The 17,829-nt window shown below is 70.8% G+C and carries 16 protein-coding genes; 10 read left to right on the top strand and 6 right to left on the bottom strand.

Going from position 1 to position 17,829, the window contains the following annotated elements:
- Positions 1–19 precede the first annotated feature (19 nt).
- The 3 genes from ACIG5F_RS41900 to ACIG5F_RS41890 all read left to right on the top strand — a co-directional run bounded on the left by ACIG5F_RS41900 (position 20) and on the right by ACIG5F_RS41890 (position 3,628).
- The gene (locus ACIG5F_RS41900) at positions 20–1,462 is read left to right on the top strand and encodes a GuaB1 family IMP dehydrogenase-related protein (RefSeq protein WP_396525774.1); all 1,443 of its coding nucleotides are present in this window, start codon (positions 20–22) and stop codon (positions 1,460–1,462) included.
- 310 nt (positions 1,463–1,772) lie between these two features.
- Complete coding sequence (locus tag ACIG5F_RS41895; protein WP_396525773.1) at positions 1,773–2,861, top strand: ABC transporter ATP-binding protein; 1,089 nt, start codon at positions 1,773–1,775, stop codon at positions 2,859–2,861.
- Entirely contained in the window at positions 2,858–3,628 is a 771-nt protein-coding gene (locus tag ACIG5F_RS41890; protein WP_396525771.1) for an ABC transporter permease, read from the top strand. The genes ACIG5F_RS41895 and ACIG5F_RS41890 overlap by 4 nt, the downstream gene beginning before the upstream one ends.
- A gap of 196 nt (positions 3,629–3,824) precedes the next feature.
- On the opposite strand, the gene ACIG5F_RS41885 is transcribed toward ACIG5F_RS41890, so the two are convergent.
- Together ACIG5F_RS41885 and ACIG5F_RS41880 are read right to left on the bottom strand one after the other, a co-directional pair.
- Positions 3,825–5,114: a PhoH family protein gene (locus tag ACIG5F_RS41885; protein ID WP_396525770.1), complete on the bottom strand. Its 1,290-nt coding sequence runs from the start codon at positions 5,112–5,114 to the stop codon at positions 3,825–3,827.
- A 421-nt stretch (positions 5,115–5,535) separates the two neighbouring features.
- Positions 5,536–6,756, bottom strand: coding sequence for a DUF885 domain-containing protein (locus ACIG5F_RS41880; protein WP_396525769.1), 1,221 nt, complete (start codon positions 6,754–6,756; stop codon positions 5,536–5,538).
- Positions 6,757–7,012: 256 nt separating this feature from the next.
- On the opposite strand from ACIG5F_RS41880, the gene ACIG5F_RS41875 reads away from it, so the two are divergent.
- Complete coding sequence (locus tag ACIG5F_RS41875) at positions 7,013–7,339, top strand: hypothetical protein (RefSeq protein ID WP_396525768.1); 327 nt, start codon at positions 7,013–7,015, stop codon at positions 7,337–7,339.
- A 195-nt stretch (positions 7,340–7,534) separates the two neighbouring features.
- Positions 7,535–7,834 (top strand): hypothetical protein, encoded by a 300-nt coding sequence (locus ACIG5F_RS41870; RefSeq protein ID WP_396525767.1) that lies wholly within the window; start codon positions 7,535–7,537, stop codon positions 7,832–7,834.
- A 70-nt stretch (positions 7,835–7,904) separates the two neighbouring features.
- Here the strand turns inward: ACIG5F_RS41870 and ACIG5F_RS41865 are convergent, their stop codons facing one another.
- Positions 7,905–8,690 carry an isoprenyl transferase gene (locus ACIG5F_RS41865; RefSeq protein ID WP_396525766.1) on the bottom strand — a complete coding sequence of 262 codons (786 nt, stop codon included), beginning with the start codon at positions 8,688–8,690 and terminating at the stop codon, positions 7,905–7,907.
- Between the two features lie 80 nt (positions 8,691–8,770).
- Here ACIG5F_RS41865 and ACIG5F_RS41860 point away from each other — a divergent pair, with 80 nt between their 5' ends.
- Positions 8,771–9,448: a hemolysin III family protein gene (locus ACIG5F_RS41860; RefSeq protein WP_396525765.1), complete on the top strand. Its 678-nt coding sequence runs from the start codon at positions 8,771–8,773 to the stop codon at positions 9,446–9,448.
- 41 nt (positions 9,449–9,489) lie between these two features.
- Here the strand turns inward: ACIG5F_RS41860 and ACIG5F_RS41855 are convergent, their stop codons facing one another.
- Both ACIG5F_RS41855 and ACIG5F_RS41850 read right to left on the bottom strand, forming a co-directional pair.
- The gene (locus ACIG5F_RS41855) at positions 9,490–10,047 is read right to left on the bottom strand and encodes a hypothetical protein (protein WP_396525764.1); all 558 of its coding nucleotides are present in this window, start codon (positions 10,045–10,047) and stop codon (positions 9,490–9,492) included.
- Positions 10,048–10,211: 164 nt separating this feature from the next.
- The gene (locus ACIG5F_RS41850) at positions 10,212–12,224 is read right to left on the bottom strand and encodes a thioredoxin domain-containing protein (RefSeq protein ID WP_396525763.1); all 2,013 of its coding nucleotides are present in this window, start codon (positions 12,222–12,224) and stop codon (positions 10,212–10,214) included.
- Between the two features lie 67 nt (positions 12,225–12,291).
- Here ACIG5F_RS41850 and ACIG5F_RS41845 point away from each other — a divergent pair, with 67 nt between their 5' ends.
- The 4 genes from ACIG5F_RS41845 to ACIG5F_RS41830 are packed head-to-tail and all read left to right on the top strand — an operon-like array spanning position 12,292 to position 17,524.
- Positions 12,292–13,623, top strand: coding sequence for a 3' terminal RNA ribose 2'-O-methyltransferase Hen1 (locus tag ACIG5F_RS41845; protein WP_396525762.1), 1,332 nt, complete (start codon positions 12,292–12,294; stop codon positions 13,621–13,623).
- A complete protein-coding gene (locus tag ACIG5F_RS41840; protein ID WP_396525761.1) occupies positions 13,620–16,100 on the top strand; it encodes a polynucleotide kinase-phosphatase in 2,481 nt (826 codons plus the stop codon). Before ACIG5F_RS41845 ends, ACIG5F_RS41840 begins: the two co-directional genes overlap by 4 nt.
- Positions 16,101–16,772 carry a DNA polymerase beta superfamily protein gene (locus ACIG5F_RS41835; protein WP_396525760.1) on the top strand — a complete coding sequence of 224 codons (672 nt, stop codon included), beginning with the start codon at positions 16,101–16,103 and terminating at the stop codon, positions 16,770–16,772.
- Positions 16,769–17,524, top strand: coding sequence for a DNA polymerase beta superfamily protein (locus ACIG5F_RS41830; RefSeq protein WP_396525759.1), 756 nt, complete (start codon positions 16,769–16,771; stop codon positions 17,522–17,524). The genes ACIG5F_RS41835 and ACIG5F_RS41830 overlap by 4 nt, the downstream gene beginning before the upstream one ends.
- On the opposite strand, the gene ACIG5F_RS41825 is transcribed toward ACIG5F_RS41830, so the two are convergent.
- Positions 17,521–17,829 carry a hypothetical protein gene (locus ACIG5F_RS41825; RefSeq protein ID WP_396525758.1) on the bottom strand — a complete coding sequence of 103 codons (309 nt, stop codon included), beginning with the start codon at positions 17,827–17,829 and terminating at the stop codon, positions 17,521–17,523. The two genes, ACIG5F_RS41830 and ACIG5F_RS41825, sit on opposite strands and share 4 nt — an antisense overlap.

Here is a 17,829-nt window from a genome sequence, read left to right as displayed (position 1 = left end):
ATCCGTATTCTGGAGTCTCGTGCGCTTCCTTGACGGGCATGAGCCCCAGTACGACCTCACCTACGACGACATCTTCGTCGTCCCGGGCCGTTCCACCGTGGAGTCGCGGTTCGACGTGGACCTCGCGACCTCCGACGGCACCGGCGCCACGATTCCGATCGTGGTGGCCAACATGACGGCGGTGGCCGGCCGGCGGATGGCCGAGACGGTCGCCCGACGGGGCGGTCTGGTGGTGTTGCCACAGGACGTGGCCCCCGACGCGGTCGCCGAGATCACCGCCTGGGTGAAGGCCCGGCACACGGTCTGGGACACCCCGCTGGTGCTCCGGGCCGGTGACGCGGTCGCGGACGCCGTGAACCTGCTGCCGAAGCGGGCCCACGGGGCGGTGGTCGTGGTCGACGGTGAGGGCCGGCCGCTGGGTGTAGTGGACGAGGCCGCGTGCCACGGCGTCGACCGGTTCACGCGGGTCGGCGAGGTGGCCAACCCGGATGTGGTGACGCTGCCGATGGACACCGCGCCGCGGGAGGTCTTCCACCGGCTCCACGGGCGGTCGACCAAGGTCGCGCTGGGTGTGGACGGCGACGGCCGACTGGCCGGCGTGCTGACCGAGGTCGGCGCGCTGCGGGCGGAGATCTACGCGCCCGCGCTGGACGCCGGGGGGCGGCTGCGGGTCGCGGCCGCGACCGGGGTGAACGGCGATGTCGCCGCCCGGGCCGCGGAGCTGCTCGACGCCGGGGTGGACGTGCTGGTCGTGGACACCGCGCACGGCCATCAGGAGAAGATGCTCACCGCGCTCCAGGCGGTGCGCAAGCTCGACCTGGGGTCGGTGCCGGTGGTCGCGGGCAATGTGGTCACCGCGGCCGGCGTGCGGGACCTGGTGGAGGCCGGGGCCGACGTCATCAAGGTCGGTGTCGGGCCGGGCGCGATGTGCACCACGCGGATGATGACCGGCGTCGGCCGGCCGCAGTTCTCGGCGGTCGCCGAGTGCGCGGCGCAGGCCCGCGCGCTGGGCAAGCACGTGTGGGCCGACGGCGGTGTGCGGCACCCTCGGGACGTGGCGCTCGCGCTCGCCGCCGGGGCGTCCAGTGTGATGGTCGGGTCCTGGTTCGCCGGCACCTACGAGTCGCCCGGCGATCTCCAGCGGGACGAGGCCGGCCGGCCGTACAAGGAGTCGTTCGGCATGGCCTCGAAGCGGGCTGTCGGCGCACGCACGCGTGGCGACAACGCCTTCGACCGGGCCCGCAAGGGCCTGTTCGAGGAGGGCATCTCGACCTCGCGCATGCGGCTGGACCCGCAGCGGCCGGGGGTCGAGGACCTGCTCGACGCCATCTGCGCCGGTGTGCGCTCGTCGTGCACCTACGCGGGTGCGCACAACCTGGAGGAGTTCCACGACCTGGTGGTCCTGGGCGTGCAGTCGGCGGCCGGCTTCGCCGAGGGCCGACCGCTGCCCGGCGGCTGGTGACCCTAGGCGGCGACAGAAGGCTGCGCCGCGCGGTCGCGCTGGGCAGCATGTCCCAGCCGGGTTGCGGTGCGGCCGGGTGGTTCAGTCCGGATCGGTTGCGGGCCCGCTGGGCTGCACGGCCCGGCGGCCTTCCGGGAACCGGTGCCGTGCGACGGGAGGCGATGCCGCACGGCGAACCGGAGCCGTGCGGGCGGGGCCGTGTCGCGTGATGGACTCGCGCTGCCCGGTTGGGTGACCTCGACGGGCAGAGGATCGGCCGGAGGGAAAGAAATGGGTTGCCCCCATTAACTGGCCGACCTAAGGTGGCGCGGTGACTGACGCGGTCGTGGTCGAGGAGCTGGTCAAGCGGTATGGCAAGAACCCGAGACCGGCGGTGGACGGGCTGGGATTCACCGTCCGCGCCGGTGAGGTGTTCGGACTGTTGGGGCCGAACGGCGCCGGCAAGACCACGACGGTCGGGGTGCTCACCACCCGGGTGCTGCCGACCGGTGGTCAAGCGCTGGTGCAGGGTGTCGACGTGGTCGCCGATCCGCAGCGGGCCCGGCAGGTGCTCGCCGTGGTGCCGCAGCGCAACAACCTGGACCGGTCGCTGAACGTCCGACAGAACCTGCTGTTCCATGCCGCCTACCACGGCGTGGCACGGGCGGAGCGGACCCGGTTGGCCGACGAGATCCTGGAACGGATGGGGCTCACCGGCCACGCCAAGGCCGCCATCGACACGCTGTCGGGCGGCCAGGCGCAGCGGGTGATGATCGCCCGGGCGCTGATGCACCGGCCGAAGGTGATGTTCCTGGACGAGCCGTCCACGGGGCTGGACCCGCAGGCCCGGCTGTTCGTGCACGACCGGGTGGCGCAGCTGCGGTCCGAGGGCGTCACGGTCGTGCTGACCACCCATGACATGGACGAGGCGGCCAAGCTGTGCGACCGGGTCGGCATCGTCGACCACGGCAAGCTGCTGGCGTTGGACACGCCGACGGAGCTGACGAAGTCGTTGCCGGGCAGCACGACCATCACCTTCACGGTGAACCTCGGCGGGGTCGCGGCCGGCGAGGTGACGGCGAAGTTGTCCGCTGTGGACGGTGTGGAGCGGGTCGAGCAGATCGCCGCGGCCAACGGCGGCTTCCCGGGTGGGGCTCCGCCGGGGATGGGCATGCCTGGCGGCGGCGGTATGTCCGGAGCCGCAGGGCCTGGGGGCGCAGGGCCTGGAGGCGCAGGCGGGAACGGCGAACCGCCGGGGACCAGCCAGTTCCGGCTCTACTCCGACTTCGACGCGGCCGTGGTGCTGCCCTCGGCGCTCAGCGCGCTCGGCGAGCTGGGCTGCGAGGTCAGCGATCTGGCGCTGGGCAAGCCCAGCCTGGAGGACGTGTTCATCCACCTGACGGGAAGGGAACTCCGGTGACGGCCCTGCGCACCTTCAACGCCGTCCTCGGACGGGACATCTTCGTCACCGGGCGGGAGCTGCCCAGCTTCCTGGCCCAGGTGGTCATCCAGCCGTTCTTCACGCTGTTCATCTTCGGCAAGGTGCTCACCCAGATCGGCTTCGTGCAGGGCAACTTCAGCGAGGTGCTGCTGCCGGGTGTGGTGGCGCTCAACGGTTTCCTCGGCGCGCTGCAGAACACCACGCTGCCGCTGGTGCTGGACTTCTCGTGGACCCGGGAGATCGAGGACCGGCTGCTGGCGCCGATGCCGATCGCCATGGTCGCGGTGGAGAAGATGGTGTTCGGCGCGATGCGCGGGCTGCTGGCGGCGATCCTGATGATCCCCATCGGGTTCGCCATACTGGGCCTGACCTGGCCGGCGTCGAGCCTGCCGCTCGTGCTGGTGGTGCTGGTGCTGGGTTCCCTGGCCGGGGCGGCCATCGGCATGGTGATCGGCACCTCGGTGCCCCCGCGCCGGATCAACATCATGTTCGCGGTCATCCTGACGCCGCTGATGTTCACCGGCTCGACCCAGTTCCCGTGGTCCTCGCTGAACGACGACCTGCTCTGGTTCAAGGTGGTGTGCGCGCTCAACCCGCTCACCTACGCCAGCGAGGCCATGCGGGCGGTGCTCCTGCCCAACAGCCAGAACATCGCGCTGTGGATCTCCCTGTTGGTCCTGGTCGGCGCGATCGGGCTGTTCGGGGCGATCGGAGTCCGGGGATTCATGCGCCGGGCCCTGGACTGAGCGGACCGAGGACGGGACCGGTTGCCGGGAGCCGGCCCAACCGAGGCTTGGGGCGCCTGGAGCCTGCGCCCCGGAGCCGTAACCACTGGCAGTTCAAGCCGAGATCACCGAAAGCCTGGGAGCGGGGCAGCGCCGACGGTGTGGAGCCGGAGGCCCGGGGCGCGTGAGCGGCCCGGGCCTCCGGCGGTTCAACGGCTCAGCTGGCGTAGTCCTCCAGCATCTCGGTCACCAGGGCCGCGATCGGGGAGCGTTCCGAGCGGGTCAGGGTGATGTGGGCGAAGAGCGGATGGCCCTTGAGCTTCTCGATGACGGCGGCGACGCCGTCGTGGCGGCCGACCCGGAGGTTGTCGCGCTGGGCGACGTCGTGGGTGAGCACGACCCGGGAGTTGGCGCCGAGGCGGGACAGCACGGTGAGCAGGACGTTGCGCTCCAGGGACTGGGCCTCGTCGACGATGACGAAGGCGTCGTGCAGGGAGCGGCCCCGGATGTGGGTCAGGGGCAGCACCTCGAGCATGCCCCGGTCCATGACCTCGTCGAGCACGTCCTGGCTGGCCAGCGCCCCCAGGGTGTCGAACACGGCCTGGGCCCACGGCTGCATCTTCTCGGTCTCGGAGCCGGGCAGGTAGCCGAGCTCCTGCCCACCGACGGCGTAGACCGGCCGGAAGACGACGACCTTGCGGTGCTGACGCCGTTCCATCACGGCCTCGAGACCGGCGCAGAGGGCCAGCGCGGACTTGCCGGTGCCGGCGCGGCCGCCGAGGGAGACGATGCCGACCTCGGGGTCGAGCAGCAGATCGAGGGCGATGCGCTGCTCGGCGGACCGGCCGTGCAGGCCGAAGGCCTCGCGGTCGCCCCGGACGAGGCGGATCTGCTTGTCGGCGGTGATCCGGCCCAGCGCGGAGGAGGAGCCGGCGAGCAGCCGAAGGCCGGTGTGGCACGGCAGCTCGGCGGCGTCGCCCAGGTCGAACAGCGCCGGCTCGATGGTGTTCTCCTTGAACAGGGTGTCGATGACCTCCTGCTCCACGTCCAGGTCGGTCATGCCGGTCCACCCGGAGGGCACGACGTCCTGGGCCCGGTACTCGTCGGCGTCGAGGCCGCACGCGCCGGCCTTGACCCGCAGCGGCATGTCCTTGGTGACGAGGGTGACGGGCAGCCCCTCGGCCTTCAGGTTCAGCGCGCAGGCCAGGATGCGGGCGTCGTTGGAGTCGGTGCGGAAGCCGGCGGGCAGCACCTCCGGGTCGGTGTGGTTGAGCTCGACGTGCAGAGTGCCGCCCTGGTCGCCGATCGGGACCGGGGAGTCCAGCCTTCCGTGCCGCAGGCGGAGCTCGTCCAGCAGGCGAAGCGCCTCCCGGGCGAACCAGCCCAGCTCGGGGTGGTTACGCTTGCCCTCCAATTCAGAGATCACCACAAGCGGCAGCACAACCGAGTGTTCGGCGAACCTGGTCAGCGCCCACGGGTCGGACAGCAGCACCGAGGTGTCGAGCACAAAGGTGGGGGTTGTGCGCCCTTTCGCGGCGCGGGCAGAACCTGAGGAACGGCTGGCGGGACGTCGTGCAGTCACGGCAACTCCCTCGCGAGCGCGGCACCCGCGTTCGCTCCCTCGATGGGCCAGGCACACCACCCAGCTGGAACGCTTGTCCGACGCCGTCGGCGTCAGCCGCACGCCCCAAGAGGGCCGGGTGCCGGCCCCCTCGCGCTCACCGTCACGACCAGGGCCTCCCGGGACGGCTCGCATTGGACACGACCCGTCACTTCGAAAGCTACCTGCGCCCCACCCCTGTTTGCAGGCTGCCACACAGGTGATTCACGCAGTCGTCATCGAACTGCCACAGAGAGTAAAGACCCGGCGATGGCGGCAGAACAGCATGAAAGACGGGATGACCTGCGTCGATCCGGCGTTCAGGTGATCAGCTACGACTACTGGCAGTAGCTGTCAGCTCTGCGCGAAGCGCGGCCGGCACGAGGGGTTCGTCCACCAGGCGGGAGTACCGGACGGACGGCTGCCCCGGCCCGCCGGCGGCGAGCCAGCGGCGGACCAGCCGCGAGCCCTCCACATAGGTCGTGGTGTACGAGCGCCACAGCGGATCGGTCAGGAACGGCAGCAGCCGGTACGCGCGGAACTCGGGCACGAGCAGCCAGCGCGACAGGAACCCGACCACGTCCTCCTCGTCGGCCCGGCGGTCGTGCAGCATCAGCATGGCGTCCTGGCGCACCCGCTGGAGCGTGGCGGTGGCCAGGTCGACGGCCTCGAGCAGCTCGCCGTCGACGGACACGCCGGCCGCGGCGACCAGCTCGGCGGCCCAGCCGCCCCAGTGGGCGCCGACAGCGGCCTGCACGCCCAGTTCGGCCAGTCCCTCGGCGATCAGGCACTGCGGCGTGTTGAGCACGAACATGCTCTGCTCCCACTGCCCGTCCCGCCGGATGGCGCCGGCCTCCTTGTGGCAGTGCTCGGTGTGATGCCCCGGATACGCCTCGTGCGCGATGAGATGGGCCAATGTGGACACTCGATGCCCCTGGGCCACGTTGAGCGACACCCGGGACCGGTAGTCGCCGAGGTAGCTGTTGAAGCCGCTCCACGCCCGGTTGTCGACGATCTCGTACTCGACGGACTCGCCGGCCGGCAGCCCGAAGCGCCGCGCGGTCCGGGCGCTCAGGTCGGCGGACAGCAACCGCACGCAGTCGGCGATGCGCTCCTTCGGGATCTCCTCACCCGTCCGATACCGCGCGACCTTGCGGCGCAGAGAGCCGATTCCGGGCAGCAGCCGGCGGAGCTGCCGGTGGGCCTGGGCGTAGACGTCGGGGTCGCCGAGCTCGACGGTGGTCTGGAAACACGCCTCGACCTCGGCGACGAAGCCGATCGGGGCGCCGGCCAGCCGGGCGCACGTGGTCTCCATGGCCACGAGCTGGGCGGTGAGGAACTCCCGGCGGGGCGCGCTCAGGTCGGCGTCGGCGACGGCCCGGCGCAGCTCGGCGGCCCGCAGCCGCAGGTCACCCGGATCGGGGACGGGCTCGGCGGCGACCTCGGACCGCAGCGCGGGCGGCCCGGTGTACGCGTCGACCACGCCCGGCAGCACCCGGTCGATTCGCAGCCCGAGTGCCAGATATTCGCGCACGACCTGGAGTTCCATGAGAACTGCGAGCCTAGGCGGCCGGGGTCGGCGGCACCTACCACCGTCCGGAGCAAACTGCCGTCCGAGAAATGCACGCTCCGATAAGAGCACCGGATCGTGCCACCTCCGCAGGTGAACCGATCACACAATGGTGTTAGCGGCTGGGCAACATGTCTGTGATCCGAGTAAGTTTTCGTTCCGAACGGCCCCGAGCCCCCGAACCCCCGGTTTCGGCGGTGCGGGTAATTCCCCGGTACGAAGGAGAGTGTTGGAAGTGCTGAAGAAGGCTGGCGTAGTCGCCGCCGCTGCCGCGGCCGGCGTGATGGTCCTCAGCGCGCCCGCGTTCGCCGGGACCCCCGGCGAGGGCCACTGGATGGACCACCACACGCCCCACCAGGTCGGTGTGGTCAACGTCAACGACATTCACGCCCTCAACGACGTGCACGTCCTTGAGAACGTGAACGTCCCGGTGTGCGCCACCAACAACACCATCGCCGGCGGTCTGGTCGCGGTCGCGGTCAACGCGCTCAACCCGACCTTCGTCAAGGACTGCGTGGACGGCGCCGCGATCTCGCACAGCGGCGACCACCACGGCGGCTGATCTCGGCTCAGCCCTGATCCGAAAGCACCGGAGCGCTATTTCGCGCGCCGGTGCTTTCGGCCGTTTAAGGCCCGCGACACGCCAGATGATCACACAATGGTGTTAGTCGCACGGTGCGAGCCGAAAAGGGCGAGTAGGTTTCGCTACCGAGCAAGGCCGGTTCGCCGGTAATTCCCCGAGAAGGAGTGTGCAGACGTGCTGAAGAAGGCTGCCGTCGTCGCCATCGCCGCTGCCGGCATCGCACTGGCCGGTTCCCCGGCGTTCGCGTCCCCGATGCACGGTCCGGACCAGTCCGGCACCGCCAACGTCAACGACCTGCACCTGGTCAACGACGACCACGTCGCCGAGAACGTCGACGTGCCGCTGTGCCTGACCAACAACACCATCGCCGGCGGCCCGGTGGCCGTCGCGGTGAACGCGCTGAACCCGACGTTCGTCAAGGACTGCGTCGACGGCGTGGCCGCCTCCACCAGCGGCGACCACCACGGCGGCTGATCCCAGCCCGCCGCAACGCCGAGGGCGCCAGGACCGTGCGGTCCTGGCGCCCTCGGCGTTTGTCGTGGTCCTACGAGCCGTAGCGGCGGTGTCGCCAGGCGAAGTCGCGCAGCGCGCGCAGGAAGTCGACGTGGCGGAACGCGGGCCAGTACGCCTCGGTGAACCAGAACTCCGAGTGCGCGGACTGCCACAGCATGAAGCCGGACAGCCGCTGCTCGCCGGAGGTGCGGATGAGCAGGTCCGGGTCGGGCTGGCCCGAGGTGTAGAGGTGCTCGGAGATGTGGTCCACGTCCAGCACCTCGGCCAGTTCCTCGATCGGGGTGCCGGCCTCGGCGTGTTGCAGCAGCAGCTTGCGCACCGCGTCGGCGATCTCCTGCCGGCCGCCGTAGCCGACGGCGACGTTGACCTCCATGCCGGTGCGGTTGGCGGTGCGCTGCCCGGCCGCGGTGAGCCGGTTGGCGATGTCGGACGGAAGCAGGTCCAGCGCGCCGACGATGCGCAGCCGCCAGGGATTCTCCGGCTCGGCCAGCTCGTCGACCACGTCGCCGATGATCTGCAGCAGCGCGGTCAACTCGTTGCTGGAGCGCTTCTTCAGGTTGTCGGTGGCCAGCAGCCACAGCGTGACCACCTCGACCTCGGCCTCACGGCACCACTGGAGCAGATCGGCGATCTTGCGGGCGCCGGCGCGGTGGCCGTCGGCGACGTCCTCGAAGCCGGCTTCCTTGGCCCATCGGCGGTTTCCGTCCAGCACCACGCCGACGTGCCGGGGCCGCCGGTTGGCCGCGGTGATCTGTTGGTTGAGGCGCATCTCGTAGAGGCCGTAGACAATCCGGCTGAGGCGCTTGCGAAGACCCACGTCATCGGAGGGTACGCCGGGCCCTCCGAGCGGGTCACATCACGGTGACCGCACAACCTACGGTGCCGTAACCTCGGGGCGTGACCGCTGGGACGCTCGACCACACGCCGCCCGCGCCGGCCAAGCCCCGGATGCGTGGCTGGCTGCACTTCTGGTCGTTCTACGCCTCGCTGGCCACCGGCGCGACACTGGTGTCGGTCGCCGCGGCCACCGTGTCGTGGACGGCCGCGCTCGCCACTTTCGTGTACAGCCTCACGATTGTCGGACTGTTCGGCATCAGCGCGCTCTACCACCGGCACAACTGGTTGAGCGTGCGGTCCCGGACGGTGATGAAGCGCCTGGACCACTCGATGATCTTCGTTTTCATCGCCGGCACGTACACGCCGTTCGCGGTGCTGTCGCTGCCGGGCAGCACCGGGGCCATCGTGCTGGCGGTGGTGTGGGGCGGCGCGCTGCTCGGCGTGACGCTGAAGATGGCGTGGCCGCACGCGCCGCGCTGGCTGGGCGTGCCCATCTACATCGCGCTGGGCTGGGTCGCGGTCTTCGTGTTCCCGGAACTGTTGCAGCACGCGGGAATCGCGTCGTTCGTGCTGCTGCTGGCCGGCGGCGCGCTCTACACCGCGGGCGCGGTCTTCTACGCCACCAAGTGGCCCGACCCGTGGCCGAAGGTGTTCGGGTACCACGAGTTCTTCCACGCGGCGACGGTGCTGGCCGCGCTCTGCCACTATGTGGCGATCTGGTTCGCGCTCTACCCGTGAGCAGGCCCAAAACAATCAGCCCCGCCCACGGGTAGCAGCGTTCAGCCCAGATCCGGGCCCTGGCTCCGGACGTCGTTGACCTTCTGCATGGCCTGGCGCAGCTCGGTGAGCCAGGTGTCGGCGTGCTCGCCGACCAGTCGCACCGCCCAGGCCAGGGCCTCGGAGCGGGACCGGGCCACGCCCGCGTCGACGAGCGTGTCCAGCACCAGCCGCTCGGGCTGGCGCAGCCGGGTCATCACCGGCGAGGACAGCGTGGTGAACAGTTCCGTGGTGCCGCCCAGCTTCGCGCCCCAGGCGACCTTGCGGCCGTAGCGGTGCTCGGCCTGGCGGGCGATCTCGATCCGCTCGTCGCGGGTCTGCTCGCGGTAGCGGCTGATCCGGCCGGCCTCGGCGGCCGCCCGGGCCGCGTCGTCGGCGAACTCCCCTTCCAGCGCCGGCAGCTCGCCGACCACGACGATCTCGTCCCGGTCGATGGTGATCTCCGGCGCGCCGGTGAACCAGCCGTCGGGCAGCCGCCCGGCGAACCAGCCCGGCGCGTCGTCGGCCGACGGCACCTCGCCCTGCTGCCAGCCGCGGCCCCGTGCGAAGCGTCCGTGCATGGTGACCTCCCTGATTACATGCTTACACCACTACACGGTACGCCCGGCAACACCCGCAACAAGGCGCGTTCACCCGCGGCGGAACCCCACATGCGCTTCCCATGTGGCATCTGACGCCACATGGGAAGCGCATGTGAAAAAATTGAAGGGGGTTAAGGAGGGGGTTAACGGCGTTCTAGGGCGACCAGGAGTTCGTCGGTGGAGCTGACGGGGCGGTCGCAGACGTAGCCGCGGCAGACGTAGGCGGCGGGGGCGTCGTAGATGAGGGGGCGGTCGGCCAGCAGGGGCACGGAGTCAGGCTCGCCAGCCAGCACGACGGCACCGCCGGGCACGTGGGCGAGGGCGACGTCACGGAGCGACTCGCCACGGGGATCGCCGTGGGGAGTGGCGATGGCGACCTGGATGGGCCCCTGGGCCATGGCCTCGGCGACGGTGAGCCAGTGCCCGGCGAATCGAGGGGCCCGAGCCACCAACAGGCCGGCCCGGGTGACGGCGGCCTCGGCAGCTTCCCGGTAGCGCGACGCCTTGTCGTAGCCGACGAGGGCGGACGCCGTCAGCAGCGCCCCGGCAAGGGCGGCCGCGCCGGAGGGGCTGGCGTTGTCGCTGACGTCAGCGGGACGACCCACCAACTGCTCGGCGTCGTCGGCGGTGTCGTGGAAGACACCAGCCTCGGTGGGGTCGGCGAACCGCTCCAACGCCGTGTCCAGCAGCTCGACGGCGACCTCCAGCCATTCGGCCGCGCCGGTGGCCTGATGCAGGGCCAGCAGCCCCTCGGCGAGGCAGCCGTAGTCCTCCAGCACGCCGGCGGCGGTGCCGACGACGCCGTCACGGGAGGTCCGCCGCAGCCGACCGTCGACCAGGTGCACGCGAACGAGCAGCGACGCGGCGGTGGCGGCCAGGGCGATCCACGCCGGTTGCCCGAGCGCGGCGCCGGCTTCGGCCAGCGCGCCGATAGCGAGCCCGTTCCACGCCGTCACGACCTTGTCGTCACGGGCCGGCTGCGGCCGCTCCAACCGGGCCACCAGCAGCCGTTCCCGCACGGACGCCAGCCGTTCGAGGTCGTCGACGTCCCGGAGGTACTGCAAGGTGGAGGCGCCCTCCTCGAAGGTGCCCTCCTCAGTGACCTCGAAAACGCTTGCGGCCCAGGCGCCGTCTTCCGGACCGAGCACGTCGGCGAGCAGCGCGGGCGTCCACACATAGGTGAGCCCCTCGACGCCGTCGGTGTCGGCGTCGAGGGCAGCGGCGAACCCACCCTCCTCGGTACGCAGGGCCCCGGCCAGGAACTCGGCGGTCTCGACGGCGATCCGCGCGGCCAGCGGCGAGGCGGTGCGGCGGGCATGGTGGGCGTAGGCTCGCAGCAGCAAAGCGTTGTCGTACAGCATCTTCTCGAAGTGCGGCACGACCCAGCCGGCGTCCACGCTGTACCGAGCGAAGCCGCCGCCGAGCTGGTCGTACATGCCGCCACGGGCCATCGCCTCGAAGGTGCCCTCGGCCAGCGACAGCGACTGCACGGAGCCGGTGCGCTCGTGGTGGCGCAGCAGGAACTCCAGCGCCATCGACGGCGGGAACTTGGGCGCGCGGCCGAAGCCGCCGTGCGCGCGGTCGTACTCGGCCAGCAGCGACACCACCGCGCCGTCCAGCACCTCGGCGTCCACAGTGGACTCCGGCAGCGGCTTGGCGTTCTTGGCGAGCTCGGCCACGATCTGGCCGGCGGCCTGCCGGACCTCGTCGCCCCGGGTGGTCCAGGCGTCGACCACGGCCGCCATCAGCTGCCGGAACGACGGGATGCCGGGCCGCGGCTCGGGCGGCGAGTAGGTGCCGCAGTAGAACGGCTCGGCCGCGGGCGTGAGGAAACAGGTCATCGGCCAGCCGCCCTGGCCGGTCATGGCCTGCGTGGCCGCCATGTAGACCGCGTCGACGTCCGGCCGCTCCTCCCGGTCCACCTTGATGTTGACGAAGTTGCGGTTCATGATCTCCGCGGTCTCGGCGTCCTCGAAGGACTCGTGCGCCATCACGTGACACCAGTGGCAGGCCGCGTAGCCCACGGACAGCAGCACCGGCACGCCGCGCCGGCGGGCTTCGGCGAACGCCTCCTCCGACCACGGCCACCAGTCGACCGGGTTGTCGGCGTGCTGCAACAGGTACGGGCTCGTGGAGCCGGCGAGGCGGTTGGCCATGCGCCCCAGCCTGCCACCCCGAGAATCCACATGCGCGCCCCCGTGACCATCCGGGACACTGTCGCGCGTGCTGCTGACCCTGACCACCACCATGCCGCAGGCCACTGACCTGGGCTTCCTTCTGCACAAGCACCCGGACAAGGCGCAGACGTTCCCCGTGTCCGCGGGCGCCGCGCACGTGTTCTACCCCCGCGCGACCGACGCGGAGTGCACGGCGGCGCTGCTGCTGGAGGTCGACCCCATCGCCCTGGTGCGCGGGGACCGAGGCCAGGGCCTGTTCCAGTACGTCAACGACCGGCCCTACGTGGCCAGCTCGATGCTGGCGGTGGCGCTCGGGTCAGTGTTCCGCACGGCCATGAACGGCCGCTGCGACCTGAAGCCGGAGCTGCCGGGGCGGCACCTGCCGCTGGCGGTGCACCTGCCCGTGGCTCCGGCGCGTGGCGGCGCGGATCTGGTGCGGCGGCTGTTCGAGCCGCTGGGGTGGACCGTGGACGCCCGGCCGGTCGAGGACTCGCGGTACGTCGATCTCAGACTGACCGGGACGCTGCGGCTGGCCGATGCGCTGAACCATCTGTACGTGCTGCTGCCGGTGTTGGACGACGCCAAGCACTACTGGGTGTCGCGCGACGAGATCGACAAGCTGCTGCGGGCCGGCGAGGGCTGGCTGGCCGAGCATCCCGAACGGGAGCTGATCAGCCGGCGATACCTTGCGCACCAACGGGGTTACGTCCGATCGGCGCTGGAGCGGCTGGGCGAGGTGGACGAGTTCGAGATGGACGAACCGCAGACCTGGGAGCGGAAGGAATCGCTGGCCGAGCTGCGCCGGGGCGCGGTGCTGGCCGTGCTCCGGCAGTCCGGCGCGCGCCGCGTGGTCGATCTCGGCTGTGGGCCGGGGGCGTTGCTGCGGCTGCTGGTCAAGGACGAGCAGTTCACGGAGATCCTCGGCGTCGACGTGTCGGCGGCGGCGCTGCGCACGGCGGCCGATCGGCTGGGCGACCGCGAGCTGCGGCGGATCACGCTGCGGCAGTCGGCGTTGACGTACAAGGACGCCGAGCTGGCCGGCTACGACGCGGCGGTGTTGATGGAGGTCGTGGAACACCTCGATCCGCCCCGGCTGCCGGCGCTGGAGCGGTCGGTGTTCAGCTCGGCGCGGCCGCGAACGGTGATCGTGACCACGCCGAACGTCGAGTACAACGTGAGATACGAGGGTCTCGCGGCCGGCGCGTTCCGCCATCCGGACCACCGGTTCGAGTGGACCCGGGCGCAGTTCGCGGCGTGGTCGCAAGCCGTTGCCGCGCAGCATGGTTACCGCGTCCAGTACCTTCCCGTCGGAGAACCGGACCCCGAGCTGGGCCCGCCGACGCAGATGGCCGTTTTCACCCGGGAGGAGGGGTCGTGAGCGAGCTGGTGGTTCCGCAGTTGTCGCTGGTCGCGTTGGTCGGCGCGTCCGGCTCGGGCAAGTCCACCTTCGCCCGCAAGCACTTCCGGCCGACCGAGGTGATCTCCAGTGATCACTGCCGGGGCCTGGTGTCCGACGACGACAACGACCAGTCGGCCACCGGCGACGCCTTCGACGTGCTGCACTACATCGCCGGCAAGCGCCTGCACAACGGCAGGCTGACGGTGGTCGACGCGACCAACGTGCAGCGCGAGGGGCGGGCGTCGCTGGTCAAGCTGGCCCGCGAGCACGACGTGCTGCCGGTGGCAATCGTGCTGGACCTGCCGGAGTCGGTGTGCTTCGAGCGCAACCAGGCCCGGCCGGACCGGGACTTCGGCGTGCACGTGATCCGGCGGCAGCGCAACGATCTGCGCCGATCGCTGCGGTTCCTGGAGAAGGAGGGCTTCCGGCGGGTCCACGTGCTGCGCACCCTCGACGAGGTCGAGGCCGCCACCATCCGCCGCGAGCCGCTGGTCAACGACAAGCGGACCGAGACCGGGCCGTTCGACATCATCGGCGACGTGCACGGCTGCCGTGCGGAGCTGACGGAACTGTTGACACGGCTGGGATATCACGTCGACGGCGACTTCGCGCAGCACCCGGCCGGGCGGCGCGCGGTGTTCGTCGGCGACCTCGTGGACCGCGGGCCGGACACGCCGGGCGTGCTGCGGCTGGTGATGAACATGGTCGCCGCCGGCACGGCCTTGTGTGTGGCCGGAAACCACGAGAACAAGCTGGTCCGGGCCCTGCGCGGGCGCAACGTGCAGGTGACGCACGGGCTGGCCGAGTCGCTGGCCCAGCTGTCCTCGGAGTCGGAGGATTTCCGCAAGCAGGCCGAACAGTTCTGTTACGACCTCGTGTCGCACTACGTGTTGGACGGCGGCAAGCTCGTCGTCGCGCATGCCGGGCTGCCCGAGCGGTACCAGGGGCGCGCGTCGGGGCGGGTGCGCAGTTTCGCGCTGTACGGGGAAACCACCGGTGAAACCGACGAGTACGGGATGCCGGTGCGGTACCCGTGGGCCAACGACTACCGCGGCAGCGCGACCGTGGTGTACGGCCACACCCCGGTGCCGTCGGCGGAATGGGTCAACAACACCATCTGCCTGGACACCGGCTGTGTGTTCGGCGGCCAGCTGACGGCGCTGCGCTATCCGGAACGGGAACTGGTTTCCGTTGCGGCGCAGCAGGTCTGGTACGAGCCAGTACGGCCGCTGGCCCCGGAGGCTCCGGTGCGCCCGCCGGACGAGCTGGATCTGACCGACGTGATCGGCAAGCGGACCGTGCAGACCGGGACGCATGGGCGGCTGACCGTGCGCGCCGAGAACGCCGCGGCGGCGATCGAGGTGATGAGCCGGTTTGCGATCGAGCCGGCGAAGCTGCTGTACCTGCCGCCGACCATGGCTCCGGTGGCGACCTCGAAGCGGCCGGAGGTGTTGGAGCACCCGGAGGAGGCGTTCTCGGGCTTCCTGCACGACGGCGTGGACCGCGTGCTGTGCGAGGAGAAGCACATGGGCTCTCGGGCCGTGGTTCTCGTGTCGCGCGATGGCGGCGCGGTGCACACCAGGACCGGACGGTCGTTCTTCGACGAGGAGCTGACCGGACGGTTGCTGGAGCGGATCCGTTCCGCCGTCGACAAATCCGCACTATGGTCCACTGTGGACAGTGAGTGGCTGCTACTGGACTGCGAGCTGCTGCCGTGGAACGCCAAGGCCGGCGCGCTGATCCGCGAGCAGTACGCGGCCGTTGGCGCGGCGGCGTCCAACGCCATGCCGGCAGCCGTCGCTGCGCTGCGGGAGGCGTCGGGTCGCGGCGTGGACGTGACGGAATTGTTGGCCCGCACGGAATCCCGCGCGGCCAACGTTGTCGCCTACCGCGAGGCGTACGAGCGGTACTGCTGGCCGACCAAGGGGTTGGACGGGGTTCGGATCGCCCCGTTCCAACTGCTCGCGTCGGAGGGCGCCACCTACCACGACCGGCCGCACTCCTGGCACCTGTCGATCGCCGAGCAGCTGTCGGCCGCCGACCCGGAACTGTTCGCCACCACGGCCAATCTCACCGTGGACACGACCGATCCGGACTCGGTGAAGGCCGGCGTCCGGTGGTGGGACGAACTGACCGCGGCCGGCGGCGAGGGCATGGTCGTCAAGCCGCTGGCCAACCTCACGCGAGGGCGGCGCGGGCTGGTGCAGCCGGGGCTGAAGGTGCGCGGGCGGGAGTACCTGCGGATCATCTACGGGCCCGACTACACCGAGCCGGGCAACATCGACCGGCTGCGGCAGCGGGGCCTGACGGCCAAGCGGTCGCTCGCGGCGAGGGAGTACGCGCTGGGCATCGAGGGGTTGGAGCGGCTGGCCCGCGGCGAGCCGCTGTGGCGGGTGCACGAATGTGTGTTCGCCGTGCTGGCACTGGAGTCCGAGCCCGTGGATCCGAGGCTGTAGATGATCGAGCACACCGTGTTGTCCGTGGTCGTCGGCTCGCACGCGTACGGGCTGGACACCGACGAGTCCGATGTGGACCGTCGGGGCGTATACGTGCCGCCGACCCGGCTGTTCTGGACCTTCGAGAAACCGCCGACCTCGGTCGACGGTCCGGAGCAGGAGCGGCTGAGCTGGGAGGTCGAGCACTTCCTCGCGTTGGGGCTCAAGGCGAATCCCACCGTGCTGGAGGTGCTCGCCTCCGATCTGGTCGAGACGTGCACGCCGCTGGGTGATGAGTTGCGGGCGCTGCTGCCGGCGCTGCTGTCCCAGCGGGCCGCCGACAGCTACCGCCGGGCCACCGCGCAGCAGTTCGCGCGGGCCGCCGCCGCGATGGCCGGCGGCGGCACGCCCCGGTGGAAGCAGGTCATGCACGTGATCCGGATGCTGACCCAGTGCGACCGGCTGCTGACCACCGGGGAACTCGTGCTGCGGGTCGGCGAGCACCGGTCGCAGCTGCTGGCCGTGCGTGAGGGCGATGTGCCCTGGCAGGACGTCGAGAAGTGGGTGGAGGATCTGCGCGACCGCACCGCGCGGGCCGTGCTCCGCTCCCCGCTGCCCGCAGTGCCCGACACCAGAGCCGTCGAGGACTGGCTGGTGTCGGTGCGCCGGAGATCCGCCTTGGAGGAACTGTGACCGCCGTGGACGTCCCCGGGCTGCGCGAGGTCGTCGCCGAACAGCCGTACCGGCTGCTGTTCGCGACCGTGTCCGGCGCGCACCTGTACGGGTTTCCCTCCGCCGACTCCGACGTCGACCTGCGGGGCGTGCACCTGCTGCCCACCGATGAGGTGGTGGGCCTACGGCACGGCCCGGAGACCCTGGAGCGGATGTGGCAACGGGATGGCGTCGAGCTCGACCTGGTCACCCATGACCTGCTGAAGTTCGCCCGACTTCTGTTGCGCCCCAACGGTTATGTGCTGGAGCAGCTGCTGTCGCCGCTGGTCGTGTCCACTTCGGATGCTCACGCCGAGCTGGCCGGCCTCGCCCCCGGCTGCGTCACCCGGCGGCACGCCCACCACTACCGGGGCTTCGCCCGCACCCAGTGGCAGCTGTTCGGCCGCACCAACGAGCTCAAGCCGCTGCTCTACACCTTCCGGGCCCTGCTCACCGGCATCCACCTCATGCGCAGCGGCGTGATCGAGGCCAACCTGGGCACCCTCGTCGCCGAGCACCGCGGGCCGTCGTTCCTGCCCGACCTCATCGCCGTCAAGGCCGGCGGCGAACACCTGCCGCTGGCCGACGGCCCGTCCCCGGACCTGCTGTGGCAGACCTACGAACGCTGGCTGGCCGAGCTGATCACCGCCCAGGAGAAGTCCACCCTGCCCGAGCAGCCCTCGGCCGAACCCGACCTGCACGACTTCGTCGTGCACCTGCGACTCAAGGCCTAAGAGCGGCGGTCGAAGACCATTGTCAGCACCATGCACACGCCGGCCAGCAGCATCAGGCCGCCGACGATCACCGGGGCCAGCTCCCAGCCGTGTCCGGCCAGCTTCTCGGCGTGCAGCTCCTCGTAGCTGTGCGAGGAACTGGAGCCGCTGGACATGGTCATGCACACGTCGCCCGGACCCATCACCTCGTCGTGGCACAGGATCGGGTCGTCGGAGCCGGCTCTCGGGAACCCGATCTGCATGATTCCCACGCCGCCCAGGAGGAAGAAGACGGCGGTGAGCCACGAGTAGACGCTGCGCGGCAT

It is taken from the genome of Kutzneria sp. NPDC052558, assembly GCF_044547355.1.
Classification (GTDB): domain Bacteria; phylum Actinomycetota; class Actinomycetes; order Mycobacteriales; family Pseudonocardiaceae; genus Kutzneria.
Note: the sequence above shows the minus strand (reverse complement) of the source record. Positions and strands in the feature narration are given on the sequence as shown.

What these genes read in the sequence shown, in the direction of transcription:
- ACIG5F_RS41825 (WP_396525758.1), bottom strand. Translation starts at nt 17,829, where the DNA reads ATGCCGCGCAGCGTCTACTCGTGGCTCACCGCCGTCTTCTTCCTCCTG.
- ACIG5F_RS41855 (WP_396525764.1), bottom strand. Translation starts at nt 10,047, where the DNA reads ATGCACGGACGCTTCGCACGGGGCCGCGGCTGGCAGCAGGGCGAGGTG.
- ACIG5F_RS41835 (WP_396525760.1), top strand. Translation starts at nt 16,101, where the DNA reads ATGATCGAGCACACCGTGTTGTCCGTGGTCGTCGGCTCGCACGCGTAC.
- ACIG5F_RS41850 (WP_396525763.1), bottom strand. Translation starts at nt 12,224, where the DNA reads ATGGCCAACCGCCTCGCCGGCTCCACGAGCCCGTACCTGTTGCAGCAC.
- ACIG5F_RS41880 (WP_396525769.1), bottom strand. Translation starts at nt 6,756, where the DNA reads ATGGAACTCCAGGTCGTGCGCGAATATCTGGCACTCGGGCTGCGAATC.